Annotated in this window: 10 protein-coding genes; 2 read left to right on the top strand and 8 right to left on the bottom strand. The window is 60.9% G+C overall.

Annotated features, from left to right (window positions below; genetic code table 11):
* Positions 1-10: 10 nt before the first annotated feature.
* A complete protein-coding gene (locus tag OKC42_RS04990) occupies positions 11-523 on the top strand; it encodes a mechanosensitive ion channel domain-containing protein (RefSeq protein WP_005354921.1) in 513 nt (170 codons plus the stop codon).
* Positions 524-584: 61 nt separating this feature from the next.
* On the opposite strand, the gene OKC42_RS04985 is transcribed toward OKC42_RS04990, so the two are convergent.
* From OKC42_RS04985 to lpxL, 7 genes are all read right to left on the bottom strand, one after another.
* Positions 585-833, bottom strand: a complete 249-nt coding sequence (locus tag OKC42_RS04985) for a hypothetical protein (protein WP_005363113.1) — start codon at positions 831-833, stop codon at positions 585-587.
* Positions 834-895: 62 nt separating this feature from the next.
* Positions 896-1468 carry a DNA-J related domain-containing protein gene (locus OKC42_RS04980; RefSeq protein WP_270819176.1) on the bottom strand — a complete coding sequence of 191 codons (573 nt, stop codon included), beginning with the start codon at positions 1466-1468 and terminating at the stop codon, positions 896-898.
* Positions 1465-3252 carry a cation:proton antiporter gene (locus OKC42_RS04975; RefSeq protein WP_270819175.1) on the bottom strand — a complete coding sequence of 596 codons (1788 nt, stop codon included), beginning with the start codon at positions 3250-3252 and terminating at the stop codon, positions 1465-1467. Before OKC42_RS04975 ends, OKC42_RS04980 begins: the two co-directional genes overlap by 4 nt.
* Before the next feature lie 190 nt (positions 3253-3442).
* On the bottom strand, positions 3443-3964 hold the full coding sequence (locus tag OKC42_RS04970; RefSeq protein ID WP_005335907.1) for an MltR family transcriptional regulator: 522 nt from the start codon (positions 3962-3964) through the stop codon (positions 3443-3445).
* 134 nt (positions 3965-4098) lie between these two features.
* Positions 4099-5244: a mannitol-1-phosphate 5-dehydrogenase gene (locus tag OKC42_RS04965; RefSeq protein ID WP_270819174.1), complete on the bottom strand. Its 1146-nt coding sequence runs from the start codon at positions 5242-5244 to the stop codon at positions 4099-4101.
* A gap of 37 nt (positions 5245-5281) precedes the next feature.
* Entirely contained in the window at positions 5282-7204 is a 1923-nt protein-coding gene (locus OKC42_RS04960) for a PTS mannitol transporter subunit IICBA (protein ID WP_270819173.1), read from the bottom strand.
* 626 nt (positions 7205-7830) lie between these two features.
* Entirely contained in the window at positions 7831-8754 is a 924-nt protein-coding gene (gene lpxL, locus OKC42_RS04955) for an LpxL/LpxP family Kdo(2)-lipid IV(A) lauroyl/palmitoleoyl acyltransferase (RefSeq protein ID WP_270819172.1), read from the bottom strand.
* Between the two features lie 204 nt (positions 8755-8958).
* Between lpxL and hldE the strand changes: the two genes are divergently transcribed.
* Positions 8959-10386, top strand: a complete 1428-nt coding sequence (hldE, locus tag OKC42_RS04950; protein WP_088868418.1) for a bifunctional D-glycero-beta-D-manno-heptose-7-phosphate kinase/D-glycero-beta-D-manno-heptose 1-phosphate adenylyltransferase HldE — start codon at positions 8959-8961, stop codon at positions 10384-10386.
* Positions 10387-10502: 116 nt separating this feature from the next.
* Here the strand turns inward: hldE and tolC are convergent, their stop codons facing one another.
* Positions 10503-11822, bottom strand: a complete 1320-nt coding sequence (gene tolC, locus OKC42_RS04945; protein ID WP_005335902.1) for an outer membrane channel protein TolC — start codon at positions 11820-11822, stop codon at positions 10503-10505.
* Positions 11823-12091 lie beyond the last annotated feature (269 nt).

The raw sequence follows: 12091 nt of genomic DNA, 5'->3' as shown, positions 1-12091 counted from the left end.
GGCATAACCCATGTGGCAATCAATTGGTCTGACCCTGCTGCTGTTGCTGGGGCATACCCTGATCCGGCGGCTTATTCACAAGAGTCTGCTGGCGCTCGGTCAGAGCAGGCAGGTGAGCGAGAACCGGGTGCTCTACGTGGCCCATGTGTTCCACTTCCTGCTCGGCTGCGCCACCCTGCTGGTGCTGGCCGGGGTGTGGGGGCTCGACTTCTCCCGACTGGTGGTGCTCGCCTCCTCCTTCTTTGCAGTATTGGGGGTCGCCATGGTGGCCCAGTGGTCGATCCTCTCCAACATCACCGCCAGCATCACCATCTTCTTCGCCTTCCCCTACAAGATTGGCGACCGGATCCGCATCCTCGACAAGGATGATTCGGTCACCGGCGTCATCACCGAGATTGGCCTCTTCTATGTGCGGGTGCGTGATGACAACGGCGATCTGGTCACCTATCCGGCCAACCTGATCCTGCAAAAGCCGGTAAGAAAGCTGGAGGGCAAGGTGGCGGAACCGCTGCAACCGGAATAGAAAGCAACCGGAATAACAAAAAGGCTCCCTCGGGAGCCTTTTTAGTGTGTGGTGGGTGGGGCTAGCGTTCGAAGAAGCGGTAGAGGTGCTCCACCTGAACCGGGCAGTCGGCCACCTGATGCAGATGTTCGCGGGCCTGCTCGACGGTGCCGAAACTGACCGGGCAGCCGAGGGTGTCGGTCAGCTCGTAGAGGGCGCCATCCTTGCCTCTGAATTCGATGAGCCAGCCGGGAATGGCCACGTCGTGGAGTATTTCGGCCTCTTGCAGGATCTGTTGCTGATAGAGCTTACGAAGTTCACTGACTGTCATGATGCTCTCCTGTGGGGAATATCATGACAGTCTATGCCTGCCCTTTATGTGCGGCAACGGGATCATCCCCGCAGGACCTCCCATGCCCAGCGGATGCGGATAAAGGTCTCGGCATTGCCGCCCCGATCCGGATGGTGTTGCAATGCCAGCTCCCGCCAGCGGCGGCGGATCGCCTCCTGACTCGCCCCTTCATTCAACTCGAACAGGGCCAACGCCTCGGCTTTGTGTCCCTCCCCGTCATAAGCGCGCCAGAAGAGGTTGAGCAGGGCCTCAACTTCGGCACGATCGGTCTGCCAGAACACCTGCCAGTCGAGATAGTAGCTACGCAGATTTTCGCCAACAGCAAAGCCGTGGTTGGCCTCCGAGTTCCCGGCCAGCGGTTCGAGCCGGATATCCAGGGTGCTGATCACCAGCCACCAACCCTCTTCATAAAGCTCGGCCTGCAACTGGTAGAGGGCGTTCATGATCAGGAAGTTGACCCGAAACAGCTGCAGCTGCTCGTCATCGGCCAGCCGGGGGATCGCTCCCTGCTGGCGCAGAGCAGCCATCAGTTCATGCACCTTGTAGCTGCCCGCCGCCTGTTGCAATAGCACCAGCAGCGGGGCAATCAGCGGATTGTGGTTGGCTTCGCTCATTCGGCGCTCTGTTCTTTGGGCGGCTGCAGGGCGATCAGCAGCTCACCCGCCTGCGGGGTGACGGGGCCGGTAACGATCAGGGGCTTACCCTTGCCATCCATGATGAAGAGCGGGATGGCGCCGGGATTGGCGGCCTGATACTGGGCCCAGTCGAACGCCTCGCTCAGGCGGGTCGCCTTGATCTGGCCACCCCGGCTCAGCAGGCCGCTCAGCCGGGCATAGTTGATGTCGGGGCCGAACAGGTTCTGGCGAGCGCGAAAGGTGGCGCTCTCCCGGTTGGCCTTGCCGTGCTGCTCGCTGGATCGCAGGGAGTAGACCTGCTCCTCGCCGTAGAGGTGGGCAAAATGCAGCACCCCGAGGGCGTTGTTGTGGCGGTTGGGGGAGAGCGCCAGCACGGTACTGATGCTGGTGAGCGGCAGGTGCAGCTCGGCATGTTCTGACTGGGGGTTGCCGAAGTAGCAGGGGAGGTTGCTCATCCGCGCCTGTTTGCAGAACTCCCAGGCGGGATCGCAGAGTTGCACCGGCACCCCCTGATCCGCCAGCGCCTTGCCTATGGCCCGCGCCACCGAGTTGGCCCCTATGATGAGCCAGGTGTTGGGGGCGCTCTGGCGCATCTTGAGTAGGCTGGCCAGCGGTGCCGAGGTGAGGCTCTGCAACACCACGGTGGAGATGATCACTGCAAATACCAGCGGCACCAGCTTGTCGGCATCGGGGATCTCGGCCTGATGCAGGCTGATGGCGAACGAGGCGCTGACCGCCGCCGCAACGATACCGCGCGGGGCGATCCAGCTTAGCAGGGCGCGAGCTCGCCAGGAGAGATCCGAGCCCCAGGTCGAGACCAGAATACAGAGCGGGCGCGCCACGAACTGCACCACGCAGAGCAGCGCCAGCACCATGGGGCCGAGTTGCCAGAGCTGGGCCAGATCGAGGCGCGCCGCCAGCAGGATAAACAGGCTGGAGATAAGGATGACCGCGAGATCCTCCTTGAACGCCAGCACCTCCTCCAGATCCAGCCCCTCCTGATTGGCGAGCCAGATGCCGAACACGGTCACCGCCAGCAGGCCGGACTCGTGGCTGAGCCAGTTGGAGAGGCTGAAGGTGACCAGCACCAGCGCCAGCACGCCGAACTTGTGCAGGCTGACCGGTAGCCAGTCCTTGCGAATGAGCAGGGTGGTGAGCCAGCCTGCCACCACCCCGATCAGGGAACCGACCAGCACTGTCTTGCCCAGCGCCAGCAGGGTATGGCTGATGAGATCCCCCTGACTGCCGAGGCGCACCGCCTCGAACACCAGCACCGCAAAAAGGGCGCCGATAGGGTCGATGACGATCCCCTCCCAGCGTAGGATGCGGTCCACCTCCCGGGTGGGGCGGATCACGTTGAGCATGGGGGCGATCACCGTCGGGCCCGTTACCACCAGCACAGCGCCGAGCATGGTGGCGACCCGCCAGTCCAGCCCCAGCAGGAAGTAACCGGCGCTGCCGATGACGGCGAAACTGACCAGCATGCCGGTGGAGCAGAGGTTGCGCACCACCTTGCCGATCCCCTTGAGCTCGGCCAGATGAAGGGTCAACGCCCCCTCGAACAGGATGATGGCTACCGACAGGGAGACCAGCGGAAACAGCAGATCCCCGAGTAGGGCATCGGGGTCGAGCAGGCCGCTGACCGGGCCCAGAGTCAGGCCGGTGAGCAGCAGAAACAGGATGGCGGGTACCCGCAGCGACCAGGCAAGCCATTGGGCCAGCACGGAGACCAGGGCGATCCCGGCCAGAGAGAGGGCAATCATGCAGACCTCGATTCAGGCAGTGAGTATGGAGCTAGTGTAGTGGCTAAGTTGGTCAGATTGACACCCGAAGGTGCGGGCGTCATGGCCGGGATGGGGAGATGTGCGACAGTCGGCGTCATGGTGGCTGGCGGTGGTGTGAAGGGCGCCAGCCAGACGCCAACCGTGGTGATGGGGTGGCCTCGGGGCCGGATTAGATGGGGCTCTCCTTGTGGAGCTCGCCGACACAGTCGGCCAGCGCCAGTACCAGTGCGGAGCGCACCATCTGATCGAGCCGGTTGAGCTGCATCTGGTAGAAGGCCCAATCCTCTTCGCTGGCGGGGGGCTCCAGCTTCATCATACCGCCCTGATTGACCCCGTGCAGGCGGTCGAGCAGATCGCGGATCGGCTTGTCGCTGAAGCGGTAATCCTTGGGGTCACGCACCAGAAAGTCGCGGATCTTGATATAGGCTTCGATATCCTGATAGCGCTCGAGTGAGATGAGGCCGAGGGCGAAGATGAGCTTGAGGCGCACCTCCAGCTGGCCGAGGGGGCCGCTCTGGTTGAGCAGGGGTTCGATGGCGTATTTGACGGCATACTCCTCCTGACGGAACGCGCGTCGCATCAGGGAGTCGACCGCCTCTTCCAGGATGGTCACGGCTTCGAGAAAGAAGCCGCGGGGGCCATCCTGCTCGTTCAGTCGTTCCAGTACTTCATCTTCCTGGTGTGTGGTCATAGGTGCATTGGGTCCAGCTGACAGGGAGAGAGTGGGCCTCTCTCCCGGTTTTTATCATATGGGGGCACATTCCCTTGCCATTCAAGCGCTTGGCGCGCTATCAGTGGTGGCTGAATGCGCCGCAAGCAGGGTTATTACAGGGTTTCGTAACGGGCGACGATGGCGCGAACCACTTCGCTCTCTTCATCCAGTCCGGTGACGCGGGCCAGCGTTTTTGCCGGGCCAAGCTCCGCGAGCAGGGCTTGCAGCTCCACCGCCTGCGGATCATCGGCATTGCGATAGTGGAGCGCCGCGGCGATCCCCTCCTGCAACTGATCGCTCGGCAGGCCGTACTCCAGAGTGCCCAGCAGCGGCTTCACCAGTCGATCTCCCGCCGCCAGCTTGCGCAGCGGCTGACGACCGACCCGGTCAATCTCGTCCACCAGATAGGGGTTGGCGAAGCGGGCCAGGATCTTCTCGATGTAGGCGGCGTGCAGACGCGGGTCGAAGCCGTAGCGTTTTACCAGCACGGCACCGCTCTCCTCCATGGCGCGGCGCACCTTGCTGCGGATCACCGGATCTTCGATCGCCTCGCGCACTGTGCGGTAGCCCCGCAGTTTGCCGAGATAGGCGGTGACGATGTGGCCGGTGTTGAGGGTGAACAGCTTGCGCTCGACGAAGGCCATCAGGTTGTCGGTGGGCTCCATGCCCGCCACCTGTGGCAGCTCCCCCTTGAACTGGGTCTGGTCGACGATCCACTCGCTGAAGCTCTCTACCGTTACTTCCAGCGGGTCATCGTTGGCAGCCGCGGCGGGCGGCACGATGCGATCCACCGCCGAGTCGACGAAGCCGATACAGGATTCGAGCGTGGCATGATACGCGACCGGCAGGTACTTGAGTACCTCCCGCTTGAGGTGGCTGGTGCCGCGCACCATGTTTTCACAGGCGATGACGTTGAGCGGAGTCAAGTTGCCGGCATCGAAGCGGGCCTGCAGCCCCTTGGCCAGAGTGCTGGCAATCTTGTCCAGAATGTTGGGGCCCACTGCCGTGGTGACCAGATCGGCGGTGATTATGCGGGCGATCACCTCGTGACCGGCGGAGCTCACCGCCGCCACGTTGCGCACCACGTCCAGCTTCTGATCCGCCCCTACTACATGGACCTTGTACTCCTGACGGTGGTTGAGCTGGTCGATCAGGGTGTCGTTGACGTCGGCGAAGGTGACCTGATGGCTGGCATCCGCCAGCACTTTACCGATAAAGCCGCGACCGATATTACCAGCACCAAAATGCAATGTTTTCATGATATTAACCTCTTGAACCAAAGACGATGAAAGATGATTACGCAGCCTGTTCGGCACCCAGCAGATCCAGGAAGGCCTGGGGATCCGTGGTGCTGGCCAGCCGGTCGATGAGACCGGGTTCATCCAGTGCATTGGTCAGGCGGGTTATCACCTGCATGTGTTCGTCGTTGCGGGCGGCGATGCCGATCACCAGCCGCGCTACCTCATCGGCAGCCTCGCCAAAGGCGACCCCGGCCGGGTACTGGCAGATGACGATGCCGGTACGCTTCACAAACTCCTTGGCGGCTATGGTGCCGTGAGGCACGGCGATGGATTCGCCGAGGTAGGTGGAGACCAGCTGTTCACGCTCCAGCATGGCGTTGACGTAGTCGGGCGCCACGTAGCCGCGCTCTGCCAGCAGTCGGCCTGCGGTCAGGATGGCGGCCTCCTTGTTGTCCGCTTTCAGTCCCAGATGCACGTCATGACGGCTCAGGGTAAAGACTTCGGCGGCCTGCGGCTCGTAGCTGTCGTCGTTGGCCGCTACCAGCAGTTGCGGGTTGGCGACGTCATCGTTGGCGGCGCGGCTCAGGCTCTGTACCAGCTCCTGATAGAGGCCGTTGTCGAGGAAGTTGGTCAGGGAAATATGGTGAGCGTTCGGCGCATGGCGACGGGCCCGCTCGGTCAAATCCTTGTGGGTGATGACCCAGTCCACCTGATCGTCGAGCTGATCGATGGCGCGGTTGGTGACGCTGATATCGAGCCCTGCGGCTTGCACCCGCTTGCGCAGCATGCCGGCGCCCATGGCGCTGGAGCCCATGCCCGCATCGCAGGCGACCACGATATTGCGCACCGCCATCAGTTCGCCGCCCGGCTTCTTGGCCGCTGCGGTTTCGGGCTTGCCGCCCTTCATGGCTTTCATCTTGCGAGTGGCTTCACCGAGGGCATCGGCCTCGTCGGCTTCCGGCTGCTGGGCGCGAACGAATACGGCGGCGACCAGGAAGGAGACCAGAGTGGCGCTGATGATGGAGAGGGTGACCCCGATCAGGGACGCTTTCGGCGTCATCAACAACACGGCGAAGATGGAGCCCGGCGACGCGGGGGAGACCAGACCTGCATTGAACAGGGTCAGGGTAAAGACCCCGGTCATGCCACCGGCGATCACCGCCAGAATGAGGCGCGGGTTCATCAGCACATACGGGAAGTAGATCTCGTGGATGCCGCCGAAGAAGTGAATGATGGAGGCGCCAGCCGCGGACTGCTTGGCCGCACCACGACCGAACACCATGTAGGCCAGCAGCACACCCATGCCCGGGCCCGGGTTCGCTTCAATCAGGAAGAAGATGGAGCTGCCGTGCTCGGTGGCTTGCTGGATCCCCAGCGGTGAGAAGATGCCGTGGTTGATGGCGTTGTTGAGGAACAGGATCTTGGCCGGTTCGACGAAGATGGAGGTGAGCGGCAGCATGTGGTTTTCCACCAGGAAGCCGACGCCACCGGCCAGCAGACCGGAGAGCACCTTGACGAAGGGGCCAATCACGAAGAAGGCGAGGATGGCCAGCAGCATGCCGATAAGGCCGGCGGAGAAGTTGTTGACCAGCATCTCGAAACCGCTCTTGACGCGGCCATCCATCGCCTTATCGAAGCGCTTGATGGCCCAGCCACCGAGCGGGCCGACCATCATGGCGCCCATGAACATGGGGATATCGGTCCCCACGATGACACCCATGGTGGTGATTGCACCGACCACGCCGCCACGCTCGCCGCCCATCAGTTTGCCGCCGGTGTAGCCAATCAGCAGCGGCAGCAGGTAGGTGATCATGGGGCCGACCAGCTTGGCCAAGGTTTCATTGGGCAGCCAGCCGGTGGGGATGAAGAGGGCGGTAATAAAGCCCCAGGCGATAAAGGCGCCTATGTTGGGCATGACCATATTGGACAGGAAGCGTCCAAAATTCTGTATCTTGACTTTGGTATCCGGTGATAACATGTCGGGACCCCGTTTTAAGCCTGTTTGATTAAAAGTGGTAGTCGGGATGGCCGGTTTTGCCGAACCTCCATCCCGGTCGTCTAAGCAACTTCAATCTACCAGCTTGCGATCAAATTAGGCTGAAAACGGGGTGTCTTGTGATCCAGTTCTCAGATACCCAGCAATCCCCCCTCCAAAACCAGTGATCCTGATCACGTTCGAGAGCTGTAATTCGGCTACATTTCGATATTTTCTGTTTTGAATGACCATTTTTTGTGATTTAGATCACCAGTTCGGCTTTACCGCTCTTTCGCGCAAAGGTGATTTGAATCACAAATTCAATTTTTGTATTCGAATGGGACAAATCACTCAGTCACTCATCAGTGGGTAGTGGCGATGGATCTATCGAAATACTCCATTGCTTACCAATGAATCAATAAATTTGTAACCCGCTTTCAGTTTTTACGGTTGGTGATGAGGTCTCTTTTGCTGCTGGCCGATGGGAATGGGCGCCAACATGTAGGATGTTATCGAGCGGCAGATGTTCGGGGCGCTTGCTTGCCGCGCAGGGCTGATAGCAGATAAAAACAAACCGCCAGCAGGCGGTTTGTCGGTTTTTGCGATCTGAGCCCTGTCGGGGCTGCGGCTTAGTAGAAGCCGGTATCCTCGGAGGAGGGGCGGGTCTTGAAGCGGCGATGGAGCCACATGTACTGCTCCGGCGCCTTGCGCACGGCGGCTTCAATCTCGCGGTTGGCGCGGGCGGCATCGACCATGTCATCTCCGCTCGGGTAGTCGGCGAGCGGCGCCCCGATATGCAGGGTGTAGCCCTCGCTGGTGCGGATGTTGTAGCAGGGCAGAGTGACGGTGTTCTTCACCCGCGCCAGGGTGGCTGTGCCGGTGATGGTGGCGGCCTGCTCCACCGCGAAGTAGGGTACGAACACGCTGGCGTGGGAGCCGTAGTCGTGATCCGGCGCGTACCAGAGGGCGTCGCCGTTGCGCAGCGCCTTGATCATCCCCTTCACGTCCATCCGGTCCACCAGATATTTGTTGGAGGCGCAGCGACCGTGGTACTGGGCATACTCCAGCACCGGATTGGTGTTGGGGCGATAGACCCCGACCCCAGGGCGAACCAGCCCGAAACAGCGGGCGTTGAGTTCCAGCGTCAGGAAGTGGCAGGAGAGCAGCAGCATGCCCTGACCTTTTTCCATGGCGGCGATGACGTGCTCTTCCCCTTCCACCTTCATCAGGTTGCGCATCCGCCAGTCTGGCCAGAACCAGGCGATCCCCACCTCGAATACGGCGCAGCCCACGCTCTCAAAGTTTGCCTTAAGCAGTTTCTCCCGCTCATCCCGGGGCAGCTCGGGCATCGCCAGCTCCAGATTGCGACGGGCAATCTTGACCCGGGACTTCAATATCCTGGCGGCGAGACGACCGAGCTGACGGCCCAGCCACATCTGGCTACGCCACGGCAGCAGGGTCATCAGCCAGAGCAGGCCGAGGCCGAACCAGCTGGCCCAGTAACGGGGATGAAACAGGCGGGGCTCCAGGCGGGGAGCGTTGTCGTGGGCCATGGCTAATCTCTTGTTCGCAAACACAATCGGGGGATTCTAGCCGAAAAGGGGGGGCGGGGGCGAATGGCTGTGTGCTGGTCAGAGGGGTAGCCTGCGTCCGGTTAGCGTGACAGCGGCGGCAACTGCGGTCGGCTTTTTCTACACCGGATAAAAGAGTGTGATAAAATCGCCCGCTGATTTTTCAGGTTTTGAGAGTCGATACAGATGAAGATCACCCTGCCCGATTTTGAAAAAGCCCGCGTTCTGGTCGTTGGCGATGTCATGTTGGACCGTTACTGGCATGGCCCCACCGGCCGGATCTCGCCCGAGGCACCGGTGCCCGTGGTCAAGGTTGAACACATTGAGGAGCGTCCGGGCGGTGCCGCCAACGTTGCCCTCAACTCCGCCGCCCTTGGCGCTCATGCCGTGCTGCTTGGCCTGACCGGTCAGGATGAAGCGGCCGATGCGCTGGCTGGCCAGATGGCTGGCGTCAAGGTGGCCTGTGACTTCGTTCGTCTGGCCGACTTCCCGACCATCACCAAGCTGCGCGTGCTGTCCCGCAACCAGCAGCTGCTGCGTCTGGACTTTGAAGAGCCCTTCCACTCCGTCGATGCCACCCTGCTGATGAGCAAGGTCGAGCAGGCACTGCCAAACAGTGACGTGATGATCCTCTCCGACTACGGCAAGGGTGCCCTCAACGATGTGCCCGGCATGATCCAGCGTGCCCGAGCCGCCGGTATTCCGGTGCTGGTCGACCCTAAGGGGACCGACTTCGAGAAGTATCGCGGTGCCACCCTGCTGACCCCCAACATGTCCGAGTTCGAGGCTGTGGTAGGCAAGGTGAAGAGCGAAGAGGAGCTGGTCGCCAAGGGGTTGGAGCTGGTCAAACGCTTCGAGCTGGATGCCCTGCTGGTCACCCGTTCCGAGAACGGCATGACCCTGATCCGCGAAGGTCAGCCGGAGCTGCATCTGCCGGCTCAGGCCCACGAGGTTTACGATGTGACCGGTGCCGGTGATACCGTGATCTCTACCCTGGCTACCTCGCTGGCGGCAGGCAAGAGCCTGGACGAAGCCTGCGCGCTGGCCAATACCGCAGCTGGTATCGTGGTCGGCAAGCTGGGTACCTCTACCGTTAGCCCGGTCGAGCTGGCCAACGCCCTCTATACCGAGCAGGAGACCGGCTTCGGCGTCATGTCCGAAGCCCAGCTGAAAGTGGCGGTTCGTGCCGCCCGTCTGCGTGGCGAGAAGGTGGTGATGACCAACGGTTGCTTCGACATCCTGCACGCCGGCCACGTCTCCTATCTGGCCAACGCCGGCAAGCTGGGGGATCGTCTGATCGTGGCGGTCAACACAGACGAGTCGGTTCGCCGTCTGAAAGGGCCGGGTCGTCCGGTCAACCCGACCGAGCGCCGCATGGCCGTACTGGCTGCGCTGGGCGCGGTGGACTGGGTTGTGCCCTTCTCCGAGGATACCCCGCAGCGTCTGATCGCCGAGATCCTGCCGGATCTGCTGGTCAAGGGCGGCGACTACAAGCCGGAAGATATCGCCGGTTACGCCGAGGTGACTGCCAATGGCGGCGAGGTGCGCGTTCTCAACTTCGAGGATGGCTGCTCCACCACCGACATTATCAAGACGATCCGCGAGCGCGGCTAACGCGCCGCTGGCCCCGCAATCTGGCGGGGCTCATTATCGGCCGTAGCAAGCTGGCAGAAATACGGATAACAAAAAGGCGACCTTGCGGTCGCCTTTTTCATGTCCGATAGCGGCTATCAGCCTTTGGCTTTTGCCGTGGCGGGCATCAGGCCCTGGTTCACTTCCACCAGATCCTGCGCTTCCAGAATACCGGCAGCCTGTTTCAGGCTCAGGATATTGAGGATGTAGTTGTATCGGGCTTCGGAGAGCTTCTGCTTGGCCTCGTACAGCTTGCGAGTGGAGTCCAGCACGTCGACGATGGTACGGGTACCCACTTCGTAACCGGCTTCGGTCGCCTTCAGGGCGCTGTCGGCGGAGACCACAGACTGGCTGTAGGCGCGAACCGAGCCGATGCTGGCGTTCACGTTGTTGTAGGAGGAGCGCACTGTACTCTGCACCGAGCGGAAGTTCTTCTCAAGCAGTTCGCTGGCCGCTACGTAGTTGTATTGAGCCTGCTTCACCTTGGAGCTGGTAGCACCACCGCTGTAGATGGGCAGCTTGAAGGTCAGACCGATATTGGCCTGATTGTCATTGCCGCCCGGAATGCTATCCAGCTTGTAATCGGTATTGCTGGTTTGCAGTCCGGCACCCAGATCCAGCGTCGGCTCATGGCCGGTTTTGGCCAGATCAATCTGCTCCTTGGCAATGTCCTTGCTGATGCGGGCACTGTGCAGTTGCAGGTTCTTGTCCAGCGCCAGCTCCAGCCACTTGTCGGAACCGAAGGCGGTCTTCTGCGGGCTGAAACGATCGGTGTTCAGCACGTCCAGATTGCGGTGATCGATACCGGTCAGCTCGCGCAGGGTCTCGTAGCTGTTGTCCAGAGAGTTTTCGGCATTGATCTCGTCAGCCAGCGCCTGGTCGCGAGAGGCTTCGGCTTCATGGACGTCGGTGATGGCGGTCAGGCCCACTTCGAAACGCTGCTGGGTTTGCTCCAGCTGACGCTCTACCGCAACCTTGTTGGCACGGACGAACTCCAGAGTATCCATCGCCTTGAGCACATCAAAGTAGGCTTTGGCGGTGCGCACCATCAGGTTCTGGATCTCGAGGTTGTAGGCAACATCTGACTGGGTGGCCTGCTTCTCGCTGATATCCAGATTGACCCAGTTACTGCGACGATAGAGGGATTGCGACAGCGTCACTTCACCCTTGGCGTTGGTATTGCTCTGGGTATCGTTCTTGTTTTGCAGATAATTGAGCCCGGCACCCAGATCGATCTGGGGCAGCAGAGGGGCACGGGATTCGTTGATCTTCTCGAAGGCCTGGTCGCGAACGGCTTTGGACTGCAGCAACTGCGGGTCTTTGATCTGGGCTTGCTGGTAGATGTCGAGCAGGTTTTCGGCATGGGCACCGGCACTGACGCCCAGCAACACCATGACTGACAAAAGTGTTCTTTTCATAGATCGTTTTAACCTTATGTAGTAACCCAAACTGGTTGCTGGAGAGGCAAATATTGTCACCGACCAAGCTTGATTGCAGCTTAATCACTCTACTATAAGCAAAATTTAATGCTAAGAGTCTCAGGTCCGGTGACGGGAACGTCAAGAACCGGACGCAGTTTTCTCCCCGCGTGCCTAGCCAAATGGTCTGTGGCTGCTAAAATCCACCCCTCATTACCATGGTACGCCGAGTGAATGAACGTTCATTCATGTTCCTCGGATTTTATGGT

This window comes from Aeromonas sp. Y311-2 (genome assembly GCF_027706025.1).
GTDB lineage: Bacteria > Pseudomonadota > Gammaproteobacteria > Enterobacterales > Aeromonadaceae > Aeromonas > Aeromonas veronii.
This window is presented reverse-complemented; position numbering and strand designations above follow the sequence as displayed.

Bases quoted from the DNA above. Each gene is read 5' to 3' on its own strand.
- OKC42_RS04980 (WP_270819176.1), bottom strand. From the start codon at position 1,468: ATGAGCGAAGCCAACCACAATCCGCTGATTGCCCCGCTGCTGGTGCTA.
- hldE (WP_088868418.1), top strand. From the start codon at position 8,959: ATGAAGATCACCCTGCCCGATTTTGAAAAAGCCCGCGTTCTGGTCGTT.
- OKC42_RS04970 (WP_005335907.1), bottom strand. From the start codon at position 3,964: ATGACCACACACCAGGAAGATGAAGTACTGGAACGACTGAACGAGCAG.
- lpxL (WP_270819172.1), bottom strand. From the start codon at position 8,754: ATGGCCCACGACAACGCTCCCCGCCTGGAGCCCCGCCTGTTTCATCCC.
- OKC42_RS04985 (WP_005363113.1), bottom strand. From the start codon at position 833: ATGACAGTCAGTGAACTTCGTAAGCTCTATCAGCAACAGATCCTGCAA.
- OKC42_RS04975 (WP_270819175.1), bottom strand. From the start codon at position 3,252: ATGATTGCCCTCTCTCTGGCCGGGATCGCCCTGGTCTCCGTGCTGGCC.
- tolC (WP_005335902.1), bottom strand. From the start codon at position 11,822: ATGAAAAGAACACTTTTGTCAGTCATGGTGTTGCTGGGCGTCAGTGCC.
- OKC42_RS04960 (WP_270819173.1), bottom strand. From the start codon at position 7,204: ATGTTATCACCGGATACCAAAGTCAAGATACAGAATTTTGGACGCTTC.
- OKC42_RS04990 (WP_005354921.1), top strand. From the start codon at position 11: ATGTGGCAATCAATTGGTCTGACCCTGCTGCTGTTGCTGGGGCATACC.
- OKC42_RS04965 (WP_270819174.1), bottom strand. From the start codon at position 5,244: ATGAAAACATTGCATTTTGGTGCTGGTAATATCGGTCGCGGCTTTATC.